19 protein-coding genes are annotated in these 23,083 nt (G+C 61.4%); 14 read left to right on the top strand and 5 right to left on the bottom strand.

Features of this window, described 5'->3' with window-relative positions:
• Positions 1 to 130 precede the first annotated feature (130 nt).
• The 3 genes from ACIQY3_RS08935 to ACIQY3_RS08925 are packed head-to-tail and all read right to left on the bottom strand — an operon-like array spanning position 131 to position 2,793.
• Positions 131 to 1,147: an ABC transporter substrate-binding protein gene (locus ACIQY3_RS08935; RefSeq protein WP_403018628.1), complete on the bottom strand. Its 1,017-nt coding sequence runs from the start codon at positions 1,145 to 1,147 to the stop codon at positions 131 to 133.
• Positions 1,140 to 1,919: an ABC transporter ATP-binding protein gene (locus tag ACIQY3_RS08930; RefSeq protein WP_403018625.1), complete on the bottom strand. Its 780-nt coding sequence runs from the start codon at positions 1,917 to 1,919 to the stop codon at positions 1,140 to 1,142. The genes ACIQY3_RS08935 and ACIQY3_RS08930 overlap by 8 nt, the downstream gene beginning before the upstream one ends.
• Position 1,920: 1 nt before the next feature.
• On the bottom strand, positions 1,921 to 2,793 hold the full coding sequence (locus tag ACIQY3_RS08925) for an ABC transporter permease (protein ID WP_401322061.1): 873 nt from the start codon (positions 2,791 to 2,793) through the stop codon (positions 1,921 to 1,923).
• A 360-nt stretch (positions 2,794 to 3,153) separates the two neighbouring features.
• Here ACIQY3_RS08925 and ACIQY3_RS08920 point away from each other — a divergent pair, with 360 nt between their 5' ends.
• Together ACIQY3_RS08920 and ACIQY3_RS08915 are read left to right on the top strand one after the other, a co-directional pair.
• Positions 3,154 to 4,242: an LLM class flavin-dependent oxidoreductase gene (locus ACIQY3_RS08920; RefSeq protein WP_403018623.1), complete on the top strand. Its 1,089-nt coding sequence runs from the start codon at positions 3,154 to 3,156 to the stop codon at positions 4,240 to 4,242.
• 383 nt (positions 4,243 to 4,625) lie between these two features.
• Positions 4,626 to 5,573 carry a Dyp-type peroxidase gene (locus ACIQY3_RS08915; protein ID WP_403018621.1) on the top strand — a complete coding sequence of 316 codons (948 nt, stop codon included), beginning with the start codon at positions 4,626 to 4,628 and terminating at the stop codon, positions 5,571 to 5,573.
• Between the two features lie 116 nt (positions 5,574 to 5,689).
• Here the strand turns inward: ACIQY3_RS08915 and ACIQY3_RS08910 are convergent, their stop codons facing one another.
• Together ACIQY3_RS08910 and ACIQY3_RS08905 are read right to left on the bottom strand one after the other, a co-directional pair.
• Positions 5,690 to 6,484 carry a class II aldolase/adducin family protein gene (locus tag ACIQY3_RS08910; RefSeq protein ID WP_403018619.1) on the bottom strand — a complete coding sequence of 265 codons (795 nt, stop codon included), beginning with the start codon at positions 6,482 to 6,484 and terminating at the stop codon, positions 5,690 to 5,692.
• A 119-nt stretch (positions 6,485 to 6,603) separates the two neighbouring features.
• Positions 6,604 to 7,509 carry a LysR family transcriptional regulator gene (locus ACIQY3_RS08905; RefSeq protein WP_403018617.1) on the bottom strand — a complete coding sequence of 302 codons (906 nt, stop codon included), beginning with the start codon at positions 7,507 to 7,509 and terminating at the stop codon, positions 6,604 to 6,606.
• A gap of 229 nt (positions 7,510 to 7,738) precedes the next feature.
• Here ACIQY3_RS08905 and ACIQY3_RS08900 point away from each other — a divergent pair, with 229 nt between their 5' ends.
• The 12 genes from ACIQY3_RS08900 to ACIQY3_RS08845 all read left to right on the top strand — a co-directional run bounded on the left by ACIQY3_RS08900 (position 7,739) and on the right by ACIQY3_RS08845 (position 22,892).
• Entirely contained in the window at positions 7,739 to 8,347 is a 609-nt protein-coding gene (locus ACIQY3_RS08900; protein WP_403018614.1) for a cysteine dioxygenase, read from the top strand.
• Positions 8,344 to 9,927, top strand: coding sequence for a rhodanese-related sulfurtransferase (locus ACIQY3_RS08895; protein WP_403018613.1), 1,584 nt, complete (start codon positions 8,344 to 8,346; stop codon positions 9,925 to 9,927). The genes ACIQY3_RS08900 and ACIQY3_RS08895 overlap by 4 nt, the downstream gene beginning before the upstream one ends.
• 235 nt (positions 9,928 to 10,162) lie before the next feature.
• Positions 10,163 to 11,032 (top strand): TauD/TfdA dioxygenase family protein, encoded by an 870-nt coding sequence (locus ACIQY3_RS08890; RefSeq protein ID WP_403018611.1) that lies wholly within the window; start codon positions 10,163 to 10,165, stop codon positions 11,030 to 11,032.
• A 282-nt stretch (positions 11,033 to 11,314) separates the two neighbouring features.
• On the top strand, positions 11,315 to 13,789 hold the full coding sequence (locus ACIQY3_RS08885; protein WP_403018609.1) for a TonB-dependent receptor plug domain-containing protein: 2,475 nt from the start codon (positions 11,315 to 11,317) through the stop codon (positions 13,787 to 13,789).
• Positions 13,790 to 14,490: 701 nt separating this feature from the next.
• Positions 14,491 to 16,101: an FAD-dependent oxidoreductase gene (locus ACIQY3_RS08880; RefSeq protein WP_403018607.1), complete on the top strand. Its 1,611-nt coding sequence runs from the start codon at positions 14,491 to 14,493 to the stop codon at positions 16,099 to 16,101.
• A complete protein-coding gene (locus ACIQY3_RS08875; protein ID WP_403018606.1) occupies positions 16,098 to 16,475 on the top strand; it encodes a ferredoxin family protein in 378 nt (125 codons plus the stop codon). The genes ACIQY3_RS08880 and ACIQY3_RS08875 overlap by 4 nt, the downstream gene beginning before the upstream one ends.
• 12 nt (positions 16,476 to 16,487) lie before the next feature.
• On the top strand, positions 16,488 to 17,465 hold the full coding sequence (locus tag ACIQY3_RS08870) for an ABC transporter substrate-binding protein (protein WP_403018605.1): 978 nt from the start codon (positions 16,488 to 16,490) through the stop codon (positions 17,463 to 17,465).
• Between the two features lie 15 nt (positions 17,466 to 17,480).
• Positions 17,481 to 18,827 (top strand): LLM class flavin-dependent oxidoreductase, encoded by a 1,347-nt coding sequence (locus ACIQY3_RS08865; RefSeq protein WP_403018604.1) that lies wholly within the window; start codon positions 17,481 to 17,483, stop codon positions 18,825 to 18,827.
• A complete protein-coding gene (locus ACIQY3_RS08860) occupies positions 18,824 to 19,507 on the top strand; it encodes a peroxiredoxin-like family protein (RefSeq protein WP_403018602.1) in 684 nt (227 codons plus the stop codon). Before ACIQY3_RS08865 ends, ACIQY3_RS08860 begins: the two co-directional genes overlap by 4 nt.
• A gap of 13 nt (positions 19,508 to 19,520) precedes the next feature.
• Positions 19,521 to 20,531, top strand: a complete 1,011-nt coding sequence (locus ACIQY3_RS08855; protein ID WP_403018601.1) for an ABC transporter substrate-binding protein — start codon at positions 19,521 to 19,523, stop codon at positions 20,529 to 20,531.
• A gap of 217 nt (positions 20,532 to 20,748) precedes the next feature.
• The gene (locus tag ACIQY3_RS08850; RefSeq protein WP_403018600.1) at positions 20,749 to 21,936 is read left to right on the top strand and encodes an acyl-CoA dehydrogenase family protein; all 1,188 of its coding nucleotides are present in this window, start codon (positions 20,749 to 20,751) and stop codon (positions 21,934 to 21,936) included.
• Positions 21,933 to 22,892, top strand: a complete 960-nt coding sequence (locus ACIQY3_RS08845; protein ID WP_403018599.1) for a D-isomer specific 2-hydroxyacid dehydrogenase family protein — start codon at positions 21,933 to 21,935, stop codon at positions 22,890 to 22,892. Before ACIQY3_RS08850 ends, ACIQY3_RS08845 begins: the two co-directional genes overlap by 4 nt.
• Positions 22,893 to 23,083: the final 191 nt, after the last annotated feature.

Genomic DNA, 23,083 nt, shown 5'->3' with positions numbered 1-23,083 from the left:
GATCTTAAAAACTCGTAATAAATATCTTTTTTGCATTAGCTTAGGTTCGCTTCACCCAGGCTTTTTCCGGTTTAGAAGCACAAAAACGCCCCTGTTCGAAACAGCAGCGTTGTTGAGGATCAACCCGGTTTTATTGGGCGGAAGTGCTTCGACTCAGCGCCAATGACTCACTGGAAAACACCTGCGCATCGGTGAATTTTTCTACGTCTACACGGTGCGGAAAGATCTTCTTCTCGACGAATAAATCATCCACCTGCTGCAAGGCCTGGACGTCCCGTGGCTCGACCGGCACCAGCGACTCATCGCCCCAACTGCGCAGCCGCTGCGAGACTTCCAGCGGTACATCATTGGCCTTGGCGAATACCCGCGCGTACTCGTCGGGGTTTTGCCGCGCCCATTCGAACGCCTTGGCGAAGCGCTGCAACACATCGCTGAGGGCCTGGCGTTTGAGCGGGTCGGTCAGCACCTCATCCGACGCCGTGATAAACGTCAGCCCGGTGTTGATCCCTTCGCCGCTGATCAACACCCGGGCGCCCTGCTGCTCGGCAAACGCCTGATAAATACCGAACGTGGCCCAGGCTTCGATCTTGCCGGCGTTGAACGCGGACAAGGCGTCGGTGGGCAGGACGAAACCGACGTTGACGTCCTTCTCATCGACCCCGGCGTTGGCTAAGGCACGAATCAACAGGTACTGGGAAATGCTGCCCCGTGCCGATGACACCACCACGTTGCGACCTTTCAGATCCGCGATGCTGTGGATCGGCGAATCCTGCGGCACCAGGATTCCGATGCCTCGGGATTGACTCCGGCGTACCGCGACGATGCGCAACGGCGTGCCACCGGTAGCGGCGGCGAGCACCGGCGTATCACCGGCCGGGCCCAGGTCCACAGCACCGGCGCGCAAGGCTTCGAACAACGGCGCGGCGCCCTGGAAATTCGCCCACTCGACCTTGTAGGGAATGCCCTCCAGCGCATGGGCGGCTTCGACCACCGTGCGCAGGCCCTTGGCTTGATCGCCGAGGATCAGTTTGACGCTGGACAAGTCCGCCTGGTTTTTTGGTTCGATGGCGTCACCGCAGCCACCGAGCAACAGCGCGGCACCTGACAGCAACAGCACCGCGGATTTCCATAGAGGTCGATCAAGCATGGGCAAACCGCCGAAGCACAGGCTGACGCTCAGCCACCGCAGCGCTTTCCACTTCGACGCCCAGCAGGCTCAGCAAGCGTGCGCGAATCGCCTGGAAACCGTCCTGCCCGGTGTCGCGGGCGCGGGGCAAGTCGATGGTCAACTGCTCGGCAATCTTGCCGTCGGCCAGCACAATGACCCGGTCGGCGAGCAGGATCGCTTCGTCCACATCGTGGGTCACCAGTAGCACCGCCGGGGTGTGTTTGCGCCACAGTTCGATGATCAGCCGATGCATCTTGATTCGGGTCAGGGCATCGAGGGCGGCGAAGGGTTCGTCGAGCAGCAATAGCTTGGGTTCGCGCACCAGGCCACGGGCCAGGGCCACTCGCTGGGCTTCGCCGCCGGAGAGGGTTGCCGGGTAGGCTTCCAGGCGATGGGCCAGCCCCACTTCGGTCAAGGCTTGCACTGCACGCTCCTTGGCATTCGGGATGTGCAGGCCGAGGATCACGTTTTTCCAGGCGCGTTTCCACGGCATCAGGCGTGGCTCCTGGAACACCGCGGCCCGAGCCTTGGGCACGCGCAACTGGCCGCTGTCGATGCTGTCGAGCCCGGCCAGGCTGCGCAATAACGTGGTCTTGCCGGAACCGCTGGCCCCGAGCAATGCGACGAACTCCCCCGGCGCAATGTCCAGGTCCAGGCCATCGATGACCCGTTGCTGGCCGAACTGGCGCACTACGTTTCGCAGTTGCACCGGCGCTGTTGACGGTGCGTCCAGAATATCGATATTCGACATGTCAGTTCCTCACAAAAGATGGGCGCCAGGCCAGGGCGAAACGCTCCAGCGTGCGGATCAGTCCGTCGATCAACAAACCGAGGACGCTGTAAATCAACAGGCAAATAACGATCACGTCAGTGCGCATGAAGTCCCGGGCATCACTGGCCAGGAAACCGATGCCGGCGGTGGTGTTGATCTGCTCGACAAACACCAGGGCCAGCCAGGAAATCCCCAGGGAATAACGCAAGCCGACAAAAAACGAAGGCAAGGAGCCCGGCAGGATCACGTGCCAGATCAACTCGCGACGATTCAGGCCCAGGGTGTTGGCGGCCTCGATCAATTTGGGGTCGATGTTGCGAATGCCGGAGAACAGGTTGAGGTAAACCGGAAAGGTCGTACCGGTGACGATCAGCGCGATCTTGGTGAACTCGCCGATGCCAAACCAGAGGATGAACAGCGGAACCAGCGCCAGGGAAGGAATGGTGCGCAGCATCTGCATTGGCGAATCGAGGATTACTTCGCCGCGCTTCGACAGGCCAGTGATCAGCGCCGCGACCACGCCAACGCTGACCCCGATGCTCAAGCCCAACAGCGCACGCTGCAGGGACACCAGCAAATGCTTGCCCAGCTCGCCGGAGATGATCATTGCCCACAGCGTGCCGCCGATTTGCGACGGCGCGGCAATCACCCGTTGCGGGATCAGGCCGAACTGTGACGCCAGTTCCCATAACAACAGCAGCGCGATCGGGCTGAGCAAGCGCAGGAAAACTTCCGGGGTTCGCCAATTGCTCAGCCAGTTGGGGATCAGCCGCGACGCACGTGGGCTATCAATCGCCTTGTTGACGGAAAATGAGCTGCTGGCGCTCGGTGTATCGAAGGTCTTTTCGGTCATCAGGCTTCCTTCCTCATCAAGAACATGGCTTCGGATTCATGCTATTCGCATAAAAAACGCCAGTGAAATTCTTTTTGGGAATAACCTAATATGATTAAAAATCAGATAGCGCATGATCCAGATAAATTATTTGCATAATTAAAGCGTTCAGCCCGCGCCCTTCGCCGCGTGCATCTCTGACCCGGATTAAAATGCGGATTACTGATATCTTCAATTTATTATGATTCGCTAAATTAATAATTAACTTAGAACAAAACGGCATTTCACAGCCCCGCCCCACTGCGCCTACTTTCGACACCACGGACCGACCCCCTGCCCGGCGGAGGTGAATCACGCCTATCCAAAGACAAGGAACTCAGCATGAGCATCGAATTTATCGGCTACATCGGCGGCCACCATTCCTCGGAAATCCATCCGCGCAGCGGCCCGGTGTTGCAACCCGACTATGTGGAGACCGTCGCCCGCGCCCACGACGAGGCCGGTTTCGACCGCGCCCTGGTGGCGTTCCACTCCAACAGCCCGGACAGCACGCTGATTGCCTCCCACGCCGCCAGCGTGACGAAAAACCTCAAGTTCCTGATCGCCCATCGCCCGGGTTTCGCTGCGCCGACTCTCGCCGCGCGGCAATTCAATACCCTCGATGTGTTCAATGGCGGCCGCACCGCCGTGCACATCATCACCGGCGGCGATGATCGCGAACTGCGGGCCGATGGCAGCCACATCGGCAAGGACGAGCGCTACGCCCGTACCGATGAATACCTCGACGTGCTGCGCCAGGAATGGACCAGCGAAAAGCCCTTCGACTATCAGGGCAAGTACTACCAGGTCGAAGGGGCGCATTCGGCCGTGAAGTCGCCGCAGCTGCCGCACATCCCGCTGTATTTCGGCGGCTCGTCGGCAGCGGCCATCGCGGTGGCGGGCAAGCATGCGGACGTTTATGCGCTGTGGGGTGAAACCTACGAACAGGTGCGCGAAGTGGTGAACCAGGTGCGCGCCGAAGCAGCCAAGCATGGGCGCAGCATTCGCTTCAGCCTGTCGCTGCGCCCGATCCTGGCGGACACCGAAGCGCAGGCCTGGGAACGTGCCGAAAGCATCCTGGAACAGGCTACGGCGTTGGCGCAAAAGAATGGTTTTGTGCGGAGGGAACCGCCGAATGAAGGCTCCCGGCGTTTGTTGGCGGCAGCGGCCCAGGGCTCGCGGCTGGATAAGCGGCTGTGGACGGGGATTGCCGGGCTGCTAGGGGCGCAGGGCAATTCGACCTCGCTGGTTGGCACGCCGGAACAGGTGGCGGAAGCGTTGCTCGACTATTACGACCTGGGCATCACTACGTTCCTGATTCGCGGTTTCGATCCGCTTAATGATGCTATCGACTATGGCAAGCGTCTGATCCCGCTGGTTCGCCAATTGGTGGCCGAGCGCGAGCGGCAGGCGGAGGAAAAAGTGGCGTAAATGGCTTGATTCGGCGGTGCATGTGAGGGCCCCTTCGCGAGCAAGCTTTGCTCCTACACAGGATTAGCTGCGTGTGCAGAGTTTGTGTCCGCCGGTGATTTATTGTGGGAGCGAGCCTGCTCGCGAAGGCGGTTTCACATTCCATATTGATGTTGGCTGATACACCGCTTTCGCGAGCAGGCTCGCTCCCACAAGGGGATCTGTTGCGTTCGCAATTTTTCTGTACAACCACAAACCACTGTGGGAGCAGGCTTGCTCGCGAAGGCGGCCTGTCAGCCGGTAAACATCTCACCTGACACCCCGCCCGGGTGTCTCGAAGGCTGATTCACAGCCTTTATCCTGCTACTGTCTTTGCACTTCGCAACGATGACAGTGCTCACACCATGACCAACCCAACGCCTGATCCTCAAGCCGTCTGCGCACCGATCACAAAAAGCGCGATTTTCATCGTGGCCACCTTGGCGCCCGGCAGCGATGCCGCGGAGAAAGTCCGGGGCTGGTGCGGTGACATCGCCGCCCTCACCCGCTCCGTCGGCAAGCGCGTGCCGACAGGTTACCTGTCCTGCGTCTGCGGCTTTGGTTCCAGTGCCTGGGACACGCTGTTTGGCGCCCCGCGTCCGGCCTCGCTGCACGCCTTCCGCGAGTTCGGCGACGAAGGACGGCGCGCGGTGGCAACACCGGGGGACATCCTGCTGCACATTCGTGCGGACCAGATGGACCTGTGTTTCGAACTGGCCACGCAATTGCTCTCGGCCCTCGGCGATGCGGTGTCGGTGGTCGATGAAGTCCAGGGTTTCCGCTATTTCGACATGCGCAGCATCATCGGTTTTGTCGACGGCACGGAGAACCCGGATGATCGGCACATGGCCAAATTCACCCTCATTGGTGATGAAGATCCGGCGTTTGCCGGCGGCAGCTACGTGCTGGTGCAGAAGTACCTGCACAAGATGGATGCGTGGAACGCGCTGTCTGTCGAGGCGCAGGAGCGCGTGATCGGGCGGACCAAACTGTCGAATATCGAACTCGATGATGCGGCCAAGCCGAGCAATTCCCACAGCGCCTTGACCACCATCACCCAGGATGGCCAGGAAGTGAAAATCCTGCGCGACAACATGCCGTTCGGCCGGCCCGGCGCGGGCGAATTCGGGACTTATTTCATTGGCTATGCGCGCTCGCCGGAGCCGATTGAACTGATGCTGGAGAACATGTTTGTCGGCCGGCCGGCGGGCAACTATGACCGTTTGCTGGACTTCAGCACGGCGGTCACGGGTGGGTTGTTCTTTGTGCCTTCGGCGGATCTTCTGGAAGAGCTGGCGGATCGCGAGCCATAAACAATCCCCTGTGGGAGCGGGCTTGCTCGCGAAGGCGGTGTGGCAGTCGATATTGATAGTGACTGACATTCCGCCTTCGCGAGCAAGCCCGCTCCCACAGGGGTTGTGGTGTCGATTCAATCCTTGTAAGCCGTATCGGTCCGCTCCAGTTGCCGAACAAGCGCATTCCAATGCCGCGCCACACCCGGCCCGTCGCCACTCTTGAACGCCTCCGCCTGTTTCTCGACCTTGGCCACCACTTCGGCCGGCGGGAACACCAGTTCGGCGTTGCCACCCGCCTGGGCCGCGATCTGAATATTGCAGGCACGCTCCAGGCTCTGCAGTTGCTGGAACGCGTGTTCAACGCTGACACCCGCCGTCAACAAACCGTGGTTGCGCAGGATCAGTACGCTTTTGTCCCCAAGGTCCGCCACCAGGCGTTCACGCTCGTCCAGGTCCAGGGCGATCCCCTCGTAACCGTGATAGGCCACTCGCCCGGAAAATGCGATGGAATGCTGGGAGATTGGCAACAGTCCGTCGCGCTGGGCCGAGACTGCAATACCGTCGCGGGTGTGGGTGTGCAACACCGCTTGCAGGTCGGGACGCGCGCCGTGGATGGCGCTGTGGATCACGTACCCGGCGTAGTTGATACCGAGCCCGGTCGGGTCGTCGACGATGGTGCCGTCGAGGTCGACCTTGACCAGGTTGGAGGCGCTGATTTCATCGAACAACAGCCCGAAGGCGTTGATCAGGAAATGCTCTTCAGGCCCCGGCACTCGCGCGGAAAAGTGCGTGTAGATGTGATCGGTCCACTTGAACAACGCCGCCAATCGATAGGCCGCGGCCAGTTTGACCCGCACTTCCCATTCTTCGGGGGTGACGCGCTGGCGAACATTTTTCGAGACACTGGACAACGGGCTGACGCTGCTCATGGCAAAACTTCCTGGATGGCCTTAAGAATTGCAGCCAGCCTATGGGAAGGCAAAAAATAATAAAAAGCACATTTTAATCTAAGCTAATTATCATTTTTTTTTATGTCTTCAGCCCGCCGTCATGCGGCGCTCTTGATCTTCTGCAGCGACCCGGCGACCAGTTTGCCGAAGGCATCCACCGGCCCTTGCAGGTTGCCAAGGAAATGCGGATAGATCAGCCACAGGTCCATCACCGGTTTGAAATCCTTGAGCGGCACCACCGCCAGTTGATCGAAATGCGCACTGCGCTCCAGCAACGGACGCGGCACTAAACCAAGGCCCAGGCCATCGGCGACCAGGCCCAATTGCAGCTCGGTGCCGAAGGTTTCCAGATTGACCCGCAGAGCCAGGCCTTGATCCGACAAGGTCCGCTGCAACCCGGCGCGGAAGCCACAGCCGTCGGGATTGAGGACCCAGCCACTCTGGTAAACGTCGGCCAGTTTGCACGGACGCTTGGGCACTTGCGCCTTGGCGCAGACCACCACCAGTTCCATCTTGCCGATGGACTCGCCGACGATGTTGTCCGGGAAAATCTTGCCCGCCGGAAACAGCGCCGCCGCCGCATCCAGTTCACCGCGTTCGATCTTGCCGACCAATTGACTGCCCCAACCCGTCGCCACTTGAGCGCGCAATTCCGGGTATTCGACGCGCAGGTGCTTGAGGGCATCGAGCAGTACCACATCGCCGATAGTTTGCGGCACACCCAGGCGCAACAGCCCGGTGGGCGGTGCGTCCGTCGCCACGAGTTCGCGCAATGCGTCCATTTCCCGCAGGATCAAACGGCACTGTTCATACACCCGGGTTCCGATCAAAGTAGGCTTGAGCGGTTTGGTGTTGCGGTCGAACAATTCCACGCCCAACGCTTGCTCGAAGTTCTGCACCCGCCGGGTAATGGCGGGTTGAGTCAGCTGCAACGACTCGGCGGCATGGCTGATGGATTGGCAACGGATCACTTCGACGAAGGCATCGATATCATCAATTTTCATTTGGGCCGCACATAGAGAACAGTCAATAAGATGTCTGAAAAGCATAGTTCCATTGCTGGCATCTGGATAGCCCGAAGCTTCAGGTGCCCATATCGATAACGATTAACGCTATTCAATCGAGTTCTAAATTCCTTTCAGCTATAACCTAATCATATAAAAATTGCATATTAAGACCAATCATTATGCTTAGATAACCACAACAACCTTCGAAACCAATGATGGAATCGCCATGACCCAGGCCCGACACCCGGAGAGACTCAGAGCATTCATAGGCGCCCTGGCGGAATTGATCGACAGCAATCCGCGCGAGGGTGACCTGTTGCATCGCGGCGGCAAGCTGCTCGGCCAACTGGTCAGCCACGACGACTGGCTGCCGGAAGACTTTGCCCGCCCTGACCCGGAGCGCTATCAGCAATTTCTGCTGCACGCCGATTCCCGGCAGCGTTTCAGTGTGGTCAGTTTTGTCTGGGGGCCGGGGCAACGCACGCCGATCCACGATCATCGGGTCTGGGGCCTGATCGGCATGTTGCGCGGCGCAGAATATTCCCAGGGTTACGCCCGCCATACCGACGGCACGCTGGTGCCCGAGGGCAACCGTATTCAGTTGCAACCCGGTCAGGTCGAAGCCGTGTCGCCGAAGATTGGCGACATCCATCAAGTCAGCAACGCCTTTGAAGATCAGGTGTCCATCAGCATCCATGTGTATGGCGCCAACATCGGTGCGGTGCGCCGCGCGGTGTATCAGCCCGACGGCAGCGAGAAACTGTTTATCTCCGGTTATTCCAACGCCTTTCTCCCCAACATCTGGGATCTTTCCAAAGAGAGCCAAGCCCTATGAGCAACGTACTGACCCGCACCTTCGCCGACATTCGCAAGGCTCTGCTGAAGAAGGAAGAACTTGCCCTGGTGGATGTGCGTGAAGAAGCGCCCTTCGCCGAGGCGCACCCGTTGTTCGCGGCCAATATTCCCTTGTCGAAACTGGAGCTGGAGGTGTACTCGCGGATTCCACGGCTCGACACTGCCGTGACGGTCTACGACAACGGCGAAGGCCTGGCACAGATCGCGGCGCAGCGCCTGCAAGGGTTGGGCTACGTGAATGTCGCCCTGCTGGAAGGTGGCCTGGACGGTTGGCGCCGGGCCGGTGGCGAGTTGTTTATCGACGTCAACGTGCCGAGCAAAGCCTTTGGCGAACTGGTGGAAAGCCAGCGCCATACACCGTCCCTGGCGGCGGAAGAGGTTCAGGCGCTGCTCGACAGTGAAGCTGACGTGGTGGTGCTGGATGCCCGGCGTTTCGACGAATACCAGACCATGAGCATTCCCACCGGCATCAGCGTCCCGGGGGCGGAACTGGTGTTGCGCGCCCGCGAACTGGCGCCAGACCCGGCGACGCGGATCATCGTCAACTGCGCCGGTCGCACCCGCAGCATCATCGGCACCCAGTCGTTGATCAACTCGGGGATTCCGAACCCGGTATCGGCGTTGCGCAACGGCACCATCGGCTGGACCCTCGCCGGTCAACAACTGCAACACGGCCAATCGCGCCGGTTTGCACCGACCAGCGAAGAACACCGCCACATTGCCGCCCAGGATGCCCGTCGCGTTGCCGACAAAGCCTTGGTTGGTCGAGCCACCCTGGCGGATCTTCAGCGCTGGCAGCAGGAATCGACCCGCACTACGTATCTGTTCGATGTGCGCACGCCGGAAGAATTCGAAGCCGGCCACCTGCCCGCCGCTCGTTCGACACCCGGTGGTCAACTGGTGCAGGAAACCGATCACTTCGCCAGCGTGCGCGGTGCGCGCCTGGTGCTGGTGGATGACGACGGCGTGCGCGCCAACATGTCGGCGTCCTGGCTCTCGCAACTGGGTTGGGAGGTGCATGTGCTGGACGACGTGCAGCCTGCGCATTTCAGCGAAAAAGGTGCCTGGCAGGCGCCGGTCCCTGCGCCCCGACAGGCCGAGGAAATCAGCCCCGACACCCTGGCCGAATGGCTGACCCACGGCGATAGCGTGGTGCTGGATTTCACCAGCAGCGCCAACTACGTCAAGCGCCACATCCCCGGCGCGTGGTGGGCGTTGCGCGGGCAATTGCGTGAAGCCCTGGCCAACGCCCCCAAGGCAGAACGTTATGTCTTGACCTGTGGCAGCAGCCAGTTGGCGCGGCTGGCCGTCGCCGATGTCGAGGCCCTGACCGGCAAACCGGTGTTCCTGCTCAAGGGTGGCACCGCCAGTTGGGTCGCTGCGCAACTGCCGCTGGAAGACGGCGAAACGCACCTGGCCTCGCCGCGCATCGACCGCTATCGCCGCCCGTACGAAGGCACCGACAGCCCACGCGAAGCGATGCAAGCCTATCTGGGTTGGGAATATGGCCTGGTGGCGCAACTGGCCCGCGACGCTACCCATGGCTTTTTTGTGATCTAACAACAACCCGTTGTAGCAGCTGCCGAGCAGCGCGAGGCAGCGTTCGGCGGCGAAGCCGTCGTGAAATCAGACTATGCGGTGTGTCAGGTAAGCCGCGGGCGCAGGGTTTGCGACGGCTTCGCCGCCGAACGCTGCCTCGCGCGGCTCGACAGCTGCTACAAAAACCCGTCACACACACAAACATCCGACCCCTCTCCAGGCGGAGGCTGAACCCACAACCGAGAGGAGTTTCACCATGACCGCAGTCTTGCACCGCACTGACTTACAGCCTCAACCGACCTTACACGTCACCCGCCTGGAACCGACCATCGGCGCCGAAATCAGCGGCATCGACTTGAGCCAGCCGCTGACCCCGGCCCTGCGTGATGAACTGCGCCAGTTGCTGCTCGAACACAAAGTGATTTTTTTTCGCGACCAGGTGATCAGCACCGAACAGCAGATCGCCTTCGCCCGGGAATTCGGTGAGCTGTACGTTCACCCAACCACCCAGCAAAACGACCCGACGCAACCACAAGCACACCTGATTCAAGCCCAGGATGAACGCAAGCTCTACGGCCCGAAAATCAGCGGCCGTTGGCACACCGACACCAGTTGGCTGCTGCGCCCGACCCTCGGCGCAATATTGCGCGCCGTGGATTTGCCGCCGGTGGGCGGCGATACCTTGTGGGCCGACACCGGCGCGGTGTATCGCGCCTTGCCCGATGAGCTGCGCGCAGAAATCGATGATCTGTATGTGGTCCACGACTTCAAGAAAGCCCTGGACAAGGTGGGCTACGACTATCCGATCCTCGCGCATCCGCTGGTGCGCACCCACCCGGAAACCGGCGAGGATGGCCTGTTCATCAATTTCTCGCAGAACCCTTCGGTGATCGGCTGGACGCCGGAAAAGAGCAAGCAACTGATCGATCGCCTGCTGCTGGAATTCAACAAACCCGAGCATCAGGTGCGCTTCAAATGGCGTGAAAACTCCGTGGCGTTCTGGGACAACCGCTCGACGCTGCACTACCCGGTCTACAACTACGGCGATTATCCGCGCCGCATGGAACGGGTGCTGATCGCTTATGACGACATTCCCCATCGGGTAAAACGCGCCAACGCGGCCTGACCGCAAACCCCAAGAAAAGACCTGGCAACCCAATGCCGATCAATTAGCCATTACACGACCCGTAGCAGCTGCCGAGCCTGCGAGGCTGCGTTCGGCTGCGCAGCAGTCGTAAAACCTGAGCATGCGGTCTTCCTGAAACACCGCGTCGCCTGATTTCACGACTGCTTCGCAGCCGAACGCAGCCTCGTGCCTCGGCAGCTGCTACGGGAGGCATGTTTGGCTAGCGATTTTTAGCTGATCGGTATTTTTGCCTGTGCGTGCAATCTTTCAGGAATTCGCGTCATGACCTCATCCAGCTCCCGAGTGAAATACGATTATTACGCCGCCGCAGCCTTGAGCCTGCTGACGGCCAGCCTTCAGGTCCACGCCGAAACCAGCGAGCCGGACAAGACCCTGAGCACCGTGGTGGTGACCGGCAACCGCGGCAATCAACCGCGCACCATCACCGACAGCCCCTCGCCGATCGATGTGATCAGCGCCGAGCAATTGCAGGCCAGCGGCAAGGTCGGTCTCAAGGAACTGCTCGCGCGCCTGCTGCCGTCCTTCAACCTGCCGGCGATCAATGGCGGCGGGACGTCCTGGTCGGTGCGCGGCGTGACCATGCGCGGTCTGTCCGGGGATCAGGTGCTGGTGCTGGTGAACGGCAAGCGCCGGCACAACACCGCGCTGATCAACAACCTGGCCCGCATTGGCACGGCGGCGGTACCGGTCAACCTCGACCTGATTCCCGTCTCCGCCATCGATCATATCGAAGTGCTGCGCGACGGCGCCTCGGCACAATATGGTTCGGACGCCATCGCCGGAGTGATCAACATCATCCTCAAGGAAAACGACAGCGGTGGCAGCGCCGAAACCTCTTTCGGGCGCTACGGCAGTGGCGATGGCGACACTGTGCATCAAACCGTCAACTACGGCCTGGCGCTGCCGAATGACGGCTTCGCCAACCTGGCGCTGGACAGCAAGGAACAGGAGCCTTTCGACCGCACCGGCAGTGCCACGGGCAACCTGTATTCATCACCCGGTTTCCCCGACAGCCGTGACCAGACCGTCAATCGCCACGGTTGGAACCCCAGTTACGGATTGGGCCGGGAGAAGGTCACCAACGCCAGCTACAACCTCGAATTGCCAATCCAGGATGATTTGAAGTTCTACTCGTTCTCTACCGCCAGCTACATGGAAACCACCAAGGTCACCGGCAACTATCGACCCAACGACATCACATCCCTGGCCGGCGACCCGAACACGCCCTACCCCGATGGTATTCACGCCCAACGGCGCAACCGCACCATCGACTTTCAAGTGGCGGGCGGCTTCAAGGGTGAGGTCGGTGGCTGGAACTATGACGCCAGTTCGACCTGGGGCGAGGACGACTCGACCCTCAATGCCAACAACACCCTCAACCCGTCCCTGGGGCCGACCAGCCCGACCTCGTTCAACCTGGCGTCGCAGATTTTCGATCAGTGGACCAACAACCTCGACTTCAGTCGCGGTTTCGACATTGGCCTGAAAAATCCGCTGCAAACCTCGTTCGGTTTCGAATACCGCTGGGAGAAATACCAGATTGAGCCGGGTGACTTTGCGTCGTATACGCCCGGTGACTATGTGATTCCCAGCGGACCGTTTGCCGGCCGCACACCGTTGCCGGGCCTGGCCTCCTACAACGGCACCAGCACCGCCGATGCCGGGGAAATCAGTCGCAGCAACGTCGCCAGCTACGTCGACCTCGGGTTGGACGTGACGGATAAATGGTACGTCGGCACCGCTGCGCGCTATGAGCATTACACCCAGGACATCGGCAGCACCTGGAGCGGCAAGTTCTCGACCCGCTACAAAATCACCGATGCCTTCGCCCTGCGCGGCACGGTCAACAACGGCTTCCGCGCACCGTCCCTGGCGCAGACCATTTACGCCTCGTCCACGTTCACCTCTGGCGGCGTGGTCAATGGCGAGCAGGTTTCGGTGCCGGTCAAGGTGTTGCCGGTGGACACCCCAGAAGCCCAGGCGTTGGGCGCGGAAAAACTCAAGCCGGAAAAATCCCTGAACTACAGCCTCGGCTTCACCTACGACCCCACGGCCAACTACCGGTTGACCACCGACCTCTATCAGATCGGCATCCGCGACCGCATCGTGTCCACCAGCCTGTTGGGCGGCCCGGCGGTTTCGCAAATCCTCGTCGCCAACGGCCTGTCGCCGGGACTGTTTGCCCAGTACTACACCAACGCGGTGGACACCCGCACGCGCGGCATCGACATCATCAACGAGTACCGCCAACAACTGGATGAGTACGGCCAAGTGCGCTGGAGCGCTGCCTACAACTGGAACCAGACCAAGATCGAAAAACTCCAGGACAACCCGGCCAAACTCACCAGCCTGGGCTCCAATTACCAGTTGTTCGATCGCCGTTTGCAGAAGGACCTGACCGTTGCCACGCCGCAATCGAAACTGATCCTGGCCGCCAACTGGAAAGTCACCGACTACAACCTGAACCTGGCGCTGACCCGCTTCGGCAGCTACACCGAGGGCGACAACAACCCGGTGAACGACCGCAAATTCAGCGCCAAATGGATCACCGACCTGGACGCCGCCTACGACTTGACCAAACACCTGACCGTGGCGCTGGGCGCGAACAACCTGTTCAACGTGTACCCGGACAAAAACGGTATCAAGGACTGGGCCGGCGGCTACAAATACGGACAGTTTTCACCGTTTGGATTTGGCGGGGCGTATTACTACACGCGGTTGGCTTACAACTTTTGACGGTACAGACCTGTGGGAGCGGGTTTCACCTTCAACATTGAGAGTGCCTGACCCACCGCCTTCGCGAGCAAGCCCGCTCCCACACAGGGTCTGCTGTGTACGCAAAACTTATGCTCGGCAAAGATCCCCTGTGGGAGCGGGCTTGCTCGCGAATGGGGATTCACATTCAACATCGATGGTGACTGACACGCAGCCTTCGCGAGCAAGCCCGCTCCCACAAGGGGCCTGCTGTGCTCAAAAATTTTGTGCCCGACAGAGATCCCCTGTGGGAGCGAGCCTGCTCGCGAAAGCGGTTTCCCATTCAACATCAATGGTGGCTGACCCACCGTCTTCGCGAGCAGGCTCGCTCCCACAAGGGGCTTGCCGCGCTCACAAATTTAGTGCCCGACTAAGATCCCCTGTGGGAGCGAGCCTGCTCGCGAAAGCGGTTTCCCATTCAACATCAATGGTGACTGACACGCAGCCTTCGCGAGCAAGCCCGCTCACACAGGGGGGGTCTGCGTTGGCGTTGCTGTCTTCGATCGCACTAAATGCATTTATTTAATATTACAAACAACGATAATCAGCTTACTTAATAATTAGCATATAACCAGAAAGACTTTCCCAACTGCTTTTTATAGAGATAACGTCAAACCCAGACCAACCCCTTTCTCCAGGCGGAGGTGACCACAACACCAACACTCGCCTGGAGCCCGCATTTCATGACGTCAAACACCCCCTCCCAACCGACCCTCGACCTGGTCACCGATGTATTGGTGATCGGCGGCGGCCTGGCCGGTACGTGGGCGGCGGTCGCTGCTGCCCGTGAAGGCGCGCGGGTGGTGCTGGTCGACAAAGGTTATTGCGGCACCAGCGGGGTCACGGCCAGCGCCGGCCCCGGTCATTGGTGGGTGCCGCCACTGCCCGGTGCGCGGGAAGCGGCCATCGGCAAACGCCTGGCCAGCGCCCACGGACTGGCGGATGCACGCTGGATGGCGCGCATCATCGACACCACCTGGAACAGCCTGCCGCCCCTCGCCGGCTACTACGACTTCCCGCAAAACGAACACGGCGTGACCCAGTATCGCGGGCTGCGCGGCCCGGAATACCTGCGCGGCATGCGCCGCCTGGTGCAGGACAGCGGCGTGACCATTCTCGATCACAGCCCGGCCCTGGAATTGCTGCGCAACGATCAGGGCGAAGTGGCCGGCGCCCGGGGCTGGCGTCGCCAAGCCGGCGGCGACTGGCGGATCCGCGCCGGCGCGGTGGTAGTCGCCAGCGGCGGGTGCGCGTTCCTCTCGCGGTTGCTGGGTTGCCACACCAATACCGGCGACGGATACCTGATGGCAGCCGAAGCCGGTGCTGAATTGTCCGGCATGGAATTCTCCAGCTATTACTGCATCGCTGCCGCAGGCAGCAGCATGACTCGCTCAATGATTTACAGCTTCGGCGAATACTTCGACGCCGCCGACCGCCCCCTCGATATCCCGCAAGGCCCGGACTTCACCAACGCCCTCGCCCGCGCCTTGCTCAATGGCCCGGTGTACTGCCGCTTGAATCGCGTCCCGGCGCAGATCCGTGTGCAGCTGCCGAGCATTCAACCGAACGTGATGTTGCCGTTCGACCGTCGAGGCATCGACCCGTATCGCGACAAATTCGCCGTCACGCTGCACGCCGAAGGCACCATTCGCGGCGTCGGCGGGCTGCGGGTGATCGATGACGCCTGCCAGACCACCGTGCCCGGCGTGTTCGCCGCCGGGGATGCCGCCAGTCGCGAATTGATCGCCGGGGCCACCTCCGGCGGCGGAGCCCAGAACTCCGCCTGGGCCCTGTCCTCCGGGCAGTGGGCCGGACGCGGTGCCGCACAACTGGCACGGCAAAAGCCCGCCCACAGCGCTTCACTCCAAGGTTTCAACGGCGTCGGTCTGCAACCTCGTGCAGCGCTTACCCAGACGCGCCCCAATGACTTGATTCAACGCATTCAGGCCGAAACCCACCCGCTGGACAAAAACCTGTTCCGTTCCGGCCAGCAGATCGACCGCTCGCTGCAGGCACTGGAAAACGTCTGGGATGAAGTGCGCGACGGGCTCCCGGCCGATCCGCACAACCCGCTCAAGGCCCGGGAAATCGCCGCCATGGCCGCGACCGCGCGCTGGTGCTATCGCGCCGCCGAACAACGCCAGGAAAGCCGTGGCATGCACCAGCGCAGCGACACCCCTGAACAGAATCCGTTATTCGACGCGCACCTGCGCATCGCTGGCGTCGATCAACCCTGGCTTCGCCAAGACCCGGTGCTCGCCGCCACCCCACAGCCACAAGGTCACGCCCAATGATCGAATTGATTTATCAGGACCTGTGCAGCGGCTGCGGCCAATGCGTCGCGGTGTGCCCCACCAATGCGTTGGGGCTGGACCCACAGGCCCGGCCACGGATCATCGACCAGCAAGCCTGCCAGACCTGCTTCATGTGCGAACTGTATTGCGCCAGCGATGCGCTGTACGTCGATCCCGACTGCGAACAGGCGCGCCATCCCGACCCCGAAGCGGTCCGCAGCGCCGGTCTGCTCGGCCAGTACCGGCGTGATTCGGGTTGGGACGAGTGGGCCGCTGACCCGACACACACCAATCAACACTGGCGCATGGACGGCATTTTTGCCCTGGCCCGCGGTGCGGCCGATACCGCCGCCCTCCCCACCAAAACACGATAAAAGGACGCCAACATGTCAACACCACGACTGCCCTTCAAACGCCTGCTCCTGGGTGCCGTCCTCTCGCTGGGGCTGGGCGCGATCGCCCACGCCGCCGACCTGCAACCGCTGCTGGTGGCCAATCAAAAGTCCTCGATCAAGGTGCTGCTGGAAGTCTCCGGCGAACTGAAAAATGTGCCCTACGAAATCCAGTTCTCCGAGTTCCCTGCCGCCGCACCGCTGGGCGAGGCCTTGAATGCCGGCGCGGTGGACATTGGCGCTCTCGGCGATGCGCCTTATGTGTTCGCCCTCGGCGCCGGTGCACCGTTGAAAGTCGTCAGCATCATCCACGCCGAAGGTCGCTACACCACCGCGATTCTCGCCCTCAAGGATTCGCCGCTGAACAACGCCAGCGACCTCAAGGGCAAGCGCATCGTCACCACTCGCGGCTCCATCGGCCACTTCCTCGCAATCAAGGCCTTGCGCAGTGTCGGCCTGAGCACCCACGACGTACAGTTCATCTACCTGCTGCCGAGCGAGTCGCGGATCCTGCTGGACAATGGCAGCGCCGATGCCTGGTCGACCTGGGACCCGTACACCACGATTGCCACCACCCAGAGCCAGGCCAAGGTTCTGGCCAGCGGCGATTCCCTGCTGACCAACCATTTGTACCTCGCCGCCACCAGCCAGGCGATCACCGGCAAGCGCCAGCAACTCGACGATTTCGTCGCCCGGGTCGATCGCGCCTACCGCTGGACCAACACTCATCCCGAGGAATATGCCGCCGCCCAGGCCAAGGTCACCGGCCTGCCGCTGGCCGTGCATGTCGCCGTGGCCAAGGGCACGCACATGCAGCCGGTCGCCATCGACGACACGGTGATCAGCGGCCTGCAAACCACCGCGGACATTTATCAGGAAGAAGGAATTCTGACCAAACACATCGACGTCTCCCAAGGCTTCGACAAGAGCTTCAACGCCCAGCGTGCCCCAACCACCCAGGCATCGCGCTAATTCAGGAGTAGAACCATGAGCAAACAACGTCAACTGAAACTCGGGGCGATGGTCCATGGCGTCGGCCACGGCTGGGGCGAATGGCGCCACCCGCAGGCCCAGCCCAATGCCAGCGTGAACTTTGATTTCTACAAGCAGCAGGCGCAACTGGCCGAAGGCGCGAAGTTCGACTTCGTGTTCATCGCCGACAGCCTGCACATCCATGAAAAATCCAGCCCGCACTACCTCAATCGCTTCGAGCCGCTGACTATCCTCTCGGCGTTAGCGGCCACCACCCAACATATCGGCCTGGTGGCGACCGTCACCGTCAGCTACACCGAACCGTTCCAGGTCGCGCGGCAGTTCGCGTCACTGGACCACATCAGCGGCGGTCGCGCCGGCTGGAATGTGGTGACGTCCTGGCTCAGCGGCACCGCCGACAACTTCGGCAAGACCGAGCACCCGCCCCATGCCGTGCGCTATCGCATCGCCAAGGAGCATGTGGATGTGGTCAAGGGTTTGTGGGATTCCTGGGAAGACGACGCCTTCGCCTACAACAAGCAAAGCGGCGAGTTTTTCACCCCCGGCAAACTGCATGCGCTGGAGCACAAGGGTGAATTTTTCTCGGTGAAAGGCCCGCTCAACATTGCGCGTTCACAGCAAGGTCAACCGGTGATTTTCCAGGCTGGCACCTCGGAGGCCGGGCGCAATTTTGCTGCCGAGAATTCCGATGCGATTTTCGTCAGCCCCGAGTCCTTCGACGAAGCCCGCGCCTACTACAAAGACCTGAAACAACAAGCCAGCGGCTTTGGTCGTGACGCGCAGAAACTGTCGATCCTGCCGGGCATCCGCCCGATCGTGGGCCGCGATGAAGCGGAAGTGGAAAGCCGCTATCAGCAAGCGGTGGAACTGGTGGGCATCGAGGATGCGATTGTCGCCCTCGGCCGGCCATTCAATGACCATGACTTCAGCCAATACCCACTGGATGCGCCGTTCCCCGAACTGGGGGATCTGGGTTCCAACAGCCAGAAAGGCGGGTCCGACCGGATCAAACAATTGGCCAAGGACGAAGGCCTGACCTTGCGCCAGGTCGCCCTGCGCTTCTCCCGGCCACGGCGGGATTTCGTCGGCACGCCGGAACAAGTCGCCGACGCCCTGCAGACCTGGTTCGAAGAAGGTGCTGCGGACGGTTTCATCATCAACTCCCTGCTGCCCGATGGCCTGCAATATTTCACCGAACTGGTGGTGCCGGTGCTGCAACAGCGCGGTCTGTTCCGCGATGAGTACAGCGGTAAAACCCTGCGCGACAACCTTGGGCTCGACGTGCCTACCAACCGTCACACCACCCCTCAGGCTCACGAAAAAAGCGAGGCACTGGCATGAGCGAATCCCTCAATCAACTGCTCGCGAACCTGCACGCCGAGCGCGTGGCGACCTGGGAGCCGGCGGCCCTGCAAGTCAATATCGATCAGCGTCAACGCCTGGTGGATGAAGCCAGGGTCGAGGATTTCGTCAAGGTCGGCGACACCCTGGAACCGTTCACTCTGCTGAAGGTTGAAGGTGGCAGCCTGAGCCGCGACGAATTGCTCGCCAACGGCCCGGCGGTGCTGATTTTCTTCCGTTTCGCCGGCTGCCCGGCGTGCAATATCGCCCTGCCCTATTACCAGCGCCGGCTCTATCCGCAGTTGCATGCGCTGGGGGTTCCGCTGGTGGCGGTCAGCCCGCAAGTGCCGGAGCGCCTGATCGAAATCAAGACCCGTCACACCCTCGACCTGCAAGTAGCCAGCGACCCGGATAACCAGCTCGGCCGGCGCCTGGGCATTCTCTACAGCTTCGATGAAGCCTCGCGCAACGCCGCGCTGGCCAAGGGCAAAAGCATCGGCGAAACCACCGGCACTGGCACCTGGGAATTGCCGCAGCCGACCGTGGTGGTGATCGCCCGGGACGGCAGTGTGGCCTTCGCCGAGGTCAGCCCGGACTGGCTGGTGCGCACCGAAGCCGATCCGGTGTTGCGCGCCGTTGAACAACTGCTGGGGCAACCCGCCTTGCAACTCGCTATCTGACCAGAGCCCGACCATGACGAAAAACATCTCACAGGGGCAGTTCAATCGTCGCGGCTTCCTGACGGCCAGTTCGATTGCCGTCGGCGCGCTGGGGTTGTCCTCGCTCGGCTTGAGCCCGCGTGCATTCGCGCAAAACACCCAGCTTTCGGACCTGACCCTGGGCGTCGCCACCTACCGTGGCCAGGAGTCGTATTTCACCGAAGACGCCGGCACTGCCAACCGTCCTTACAAGGTCGACTACGCGGAATTCGCCGGCGGCAACCTGATCGTCGAAGCGCTGGCCTCGGGCAGCCTGGACATCGGTTCCATGAGCGAAATCCCGCCGATTTTCTCGCTCCAGAGCCATCGCGAGCCGAAGCTAATCGCGGTAATCCAGGGCGACGTGAACAACCAGGTGTTCCTGATTCCCAAGGATTCAAAACTCGAATCCGTCGGGCAGTTGCGCGGTAAACGGGTCGGGTACGTGCGCTCCACCACTTCGCATTACTTTTTGATCAAAGCCCTGAAGGAACAGGGCCTGACGATGAAGGACATCACCGCAGTCGCGCTGACGCCGCAGGACGGATTCAGCGCGTTCCAGAGCGGTCAGCTCGATGCGTGGGTGATCTATGGCGTGTTTATCCAGTTGGCGAAATTCCGCAGCGGTGCCCGGGTGTTGAAGACCGCACTGGGTTACCTGTCCGGCAACTATTTGATGGCTGCCCGCCCCGCCGCCCTCGAAGATCCGCTGCGCAAGCAAGCGATTCAGGACTACTTGCAACGCACCGCGCGCACCCTGGAATGGATCAACAACAACCCCGAGCCGTGGGCGAGCAAATCCGCGCAACTGCTCGGCGTGGACAAAGCGGTGTTCCTCGACATGTACAACAGCCGCAGCCAGCCGTGGAAAGTCCTTGAAGTGGACGACCAGGCGATTGCCTCGCAGCAGGAAGTCGCGGATTTGTTCTTTGATGCCGGGGTGCTGAGTGATCGGCTGGATGTCGGGCCGTTGTGGGACAAACAGTTCAAGTTGTTGCCGCTGTGAACCCTAGGCCGAACACAAAACCCTGTGGCTGGGGGCTTGCCTGTGGCGAGGGGGCTTGCCCCCGTTCGACTGCGAAGCAGTCGCAAAACCTGCTGGCACGGTATGACTGAAAAAATGCTGGGGCCGCTTCGCACCCCAACGGGGGTAAACCCCCTCGCCACAGTTGATTGCGTTGATACAAATATCGGCTCTCACCTTTTGATCGAGTGAATCCATCATGAGTCTTTCGTCTCAACACGCCCCGCCGCTGCGCTCCATCGAAGCGGCCAATTTTGAAGCACTGCTGGAAACCCTCGGCGCACAACTCGGCGCCTCGGCCCACGTCTATGACGAAAACGGTGCTTTCCCCCACGACAATTTCAAACTTCTGCATGAGCACGGCCTGGTCGCGCTGACCGTGCCCAAAGCCCTCGGCGGTGGCGGCGCGAGTCTGATCCAGGCACGCAAGGCGATCAGCGCCATTGCCAAAGGTGAGCCTTCGACAGCGTTGATCCTGGTGATGCAATACCTGCAACACACTCGCCTGCAGGACAGCAAAACCTGGCCCGAAACCCTGCGTCTGCAAGTGGCTCGCGACGCGGTCGAGCACGGCGCGCTGATCAATGCCCTGCGGGTCGAGCCCGACCTTGGCACCCCGGCTCGCGGCGGCTTGCCAGCGACCGTGGCCCGACGCACATCCGCCGGTTGGCGCATCAGCGGGCGCAAGATCTACTCCACCGGCAGCCATGGCCTGACGTGGTTCAGCGTCTGGGCGCGCAGCACCGATGAAGATCCATTGGTCGGCGCCTGGCTGGTGCACAAGGACACGCCGGGCATCAGCATCATCGACGATTGGGACCACCTGGGCATGCGCGCGACCTGCAGCCATGAGGTGGTGTTCGACAACGTGCTGGTGCCGCTGGATCACGCCGTCAGCGTCAGCCCGTGGAGCGCACCGCAACCGGAACTCGATGGCGATGGCTTCCTGTGGATGTCGGTGTTGCTGTCGTCGGTGTATGACGGCGTCGCCCAAGCCGCCCGCGACTGGTTTGTCGGGTGGCTGGAACAACGCAAGCCGTCCAACCTCGGCGCGGCACTCTCCACCCTGCCGCGCTTTCAGGAAACCGTCGGCCACATCGACACGCTGTTGTTCGCCAACCGCAGCCTGCTGGATGCCGCCGCCGAAGGCCGCACACCCGCGAGCAACGCCGCGCAGCTGAAATACCTGGTGACCGGCAACGCTATCCGCGCCGTCGAGCTGGCCATTGAAGCCTCCGGCAACCCCGGTTTGTCACGGCACAATCCGCTGCAACGGCATTACCGCGATGTGTTGTGCAGTCGCGTCCACACCCCGCAAAACGACGCCGTGCTGCAGGGCGTCGGCAAAGCCGTATTCGCCCAGCGCCAGCAAAAGGACAGCCAATGAGCCAGCTCGTGATCGCCAGCCAACTGGACGCCGATTTCAATGAGGTGATCCGCCAGCGCCTCGCCCTCACGCATCCGGGCGCCGAAGTACTGGACGTGCCGGCCGGCGTGCCCAGCGACTTGCCAGCCGAGGTCAGTATTCTGCTGGCGCGGCCGATCAACGTGCGCGGTTACCTCGCGCCGGACACGCCGCCACCGGGTTGGCCCTATGGCTTGAAGTGGATTCAGGTGGTGTCGTCCGGCATCGACTTCTACCCCCAATGGCTGTTCGACGGCCCGCCGCTGAGCACCTCGCGGGGCAGCGCCGCCGAGAACATCGCCGAGTTCGCCCTGGCCGCGATTTTCGCCGCCGCCAAGCATCTGCCGGACATTTGGGTGCATGACTCACAATGGAATTTCACCGCGCTGACACCGCTCAAGGGCAGCACCTTGGGGATTCTCGGTTTCGGTGCGATTGCCCGCAGTCTGGCGACCAAGGCCCACGCCCTGGGGATTAACGTGGTCGCGTTACGACAGAGCCAAACGCCGTTCGAAGTGGAAGGCGTCGAGGCGGCGCGGGACATCCATGACCTGTTTGCCCGGGCCGATCACCTGGTGCTGGCCGCGCCGCTGACCGATGCCACGCGGCATATCGTCAACAGCGCGGTGCTCGCCAGTGCCAAGCCTGGTTTGCACCTGATCAACATTGCCCGGGGCGGTTTGCTCGACCATGGGGCGTTACTTGAAGCGCTGGACAGTGGCGCGATCGGCCTGGCGTCGCTGGACGTGACCGAGCCCGAGCCGTTGCCGGACGGGCATCCGCTCTATTCCCATCCACGGGTTCGCCTGTCGCCACATACTTCGTCGGTTTCCAGCAACAGCCGGCATGAGATTGCGGACAGTTTCCTGGCCAATCTTGAGCGCTTCCTGAACGGGTTGGCGCCGGAGAATCTGGCGAACGTACAGCGCGGGTATTGATTCCAACACCCGTCAGTCAAGCGCAATCCAATGTGGGAGCGAGCCTGCTCGCGAAGAGGGCGTACCGGTCGACATTAATGTTGCCTGATACACCGCTTTCGCGAGCAGGCTCGCTCCCACATTGGGTTGCGCTTTCCGCCAGAAACAAACATCAGCTTTACGCATCTCTACACAGCACTTAATGCCTATTT

This window comes from Pseudomonas sp. NPDC096950, from assembly GCF_044762525.1.
Taxonomy (GTDB): Bacteria; Pseudomonadota; Gammaproteobacteria; order Pseudomonadales; family Pseudomonadaceae; genus Aquipseudomonas.
This window is presented reverse-complemented; position numbering and strand designations above follow the sequence as displayed.

Bases quoted from the DNA above. Each gene is read 5' to 3' on its own strand.
- ACIQY3_RS08935 (WP_403018628.1), bottom strand. From the start codon at position 1,147: ATGCTTGATCGACCTCTATGGAAATCCGCGGTGCTGTTGCTGTCAGGT.
- ACIQY3_RS08930 (WP_403018625.1), bottom strand. From the start codon at position 1,919: ATGTCGAATATCGATATTCTGGACGCACCGTCAACAGCGCCGGTGCAA.
- ACIQY3_RS08925 (WP_401322061.1), bottom strand. From the start codon at position 2,793: ATGACCGAAAAGACCTTCGATACACCGAGCGCCAGCAGCTCATTTTCC.
- ACIQY3_RS08920 (WP_403018623.1), top strand. From the start codon at position 3,154: ATGAGCATCGAATTTATCGGCTACATCGGCGGCCACCATTCCTCGGAA.
- ACIQY3_RS08915 (WP_403018621.1), top strand. From the start codon at position 4,626: ATGACCAACCCAACGCCTGATCCTCAAGCCGTCTGCGCACCGATCACA.
- ACIQY3_RS08910 (WP_403018619.1), bottom strand. From the start codon at position 6,484: ATGAGCAGCGTCAGCCCGTTGTCCAGTGTCTCGAAAAATGTTCGCCAG.
- ACIQY3_RS08905 (WP_403018617.1), bottom strand. From the start codon at position 7,509: ATGAAAATTGATGATATCGATGCCTTCGTCGAAGTGATCCGTTGCCAA.
- ACIQY3_RS08900 (WP_403018614.1), top strand. From the start codon at position 7,739: ATGACCCAGGCCCGACACCCGGAGAGACTCAGAGCATTCATAGGCGCC.
- ACIQY3_RS08895 (WP_403018613.1), top strand. From the start codon at position 8,344: ATGAGCAACGTACTGACCCGCACCTTCGCCGACATTCGCAAGGCTCTG.
- ACIQY3_RS08890 (WP_403018611.1), top strand. From the start codon at position 10,163: ATGACCGCAGTCTTGCACCGCACTGACTTACAGCCTCAACCGACCTTA.
- ACIQY3_RS08885 (WP_403018609.1), top strand. From the start codon at position 11,315: ATGACCTCATCCAGCTCCCGAGTGAAATACGATTATTACGCCGCCGCA.
- ACIQY3_RS08880 (WP_403018607.1), top strand. From the start codon at position 14,491: ATGACGTCAAACACCCCCTCCCAACCGACCCTCGACCTGGTCACCGAT.
- ACIQY3_RS08875 (WP_403018606.1), top strand. From the start codon at position 16,098: ATGATCGAATTGATTTATCAGGACCTGTGCAGCGGCTGCGGCCAATGC.
- ACIQY3_RS08870 (WP_403018605.1), top strand. From the start codon at position 16,488: ATGTCAACACCACGACTGCCCTTCAAACGCCTGCTCCTGGGTGCCGTC.
- ACIQY3_RS08865 (WP_403018604.1), top strand. From the start codon at position 17,481: ATGAGCAAACAACGTCAACTGAAACTCGGGGCGATGGTCCATGGCGTC.
- ACIQY3_RS08860 (WP_403018602.1), top strand. From the start codon at position 18,824: ATGAGCGAATCCCTCAATCAACTGCTCGCGAACCTGCACGCCGAGCGC.
- ACIQY3_RS08855 (WP_403018601.1), top strand. From the start codon at position 19,521: ATGACGAAAAACATCTCACAGGGGCAGTTCAATCGTCGCGGCTTCCTG.
- ACIQY3_RS08850 (WP_403018600.1), top strand. From the start codon at position 20,749: ATGAGTCTTTCGTCTCAACACGCCCCGCCGCTGCGCTCCATCGAAGCG.
- ACIQY3_RS08845 (WP_403018599.1), top strand. From the start codon at position 21,933: ATGAGCCAGCTCGTGATCGCCAGCCAACTGGACGCCGATTTCAATGAG.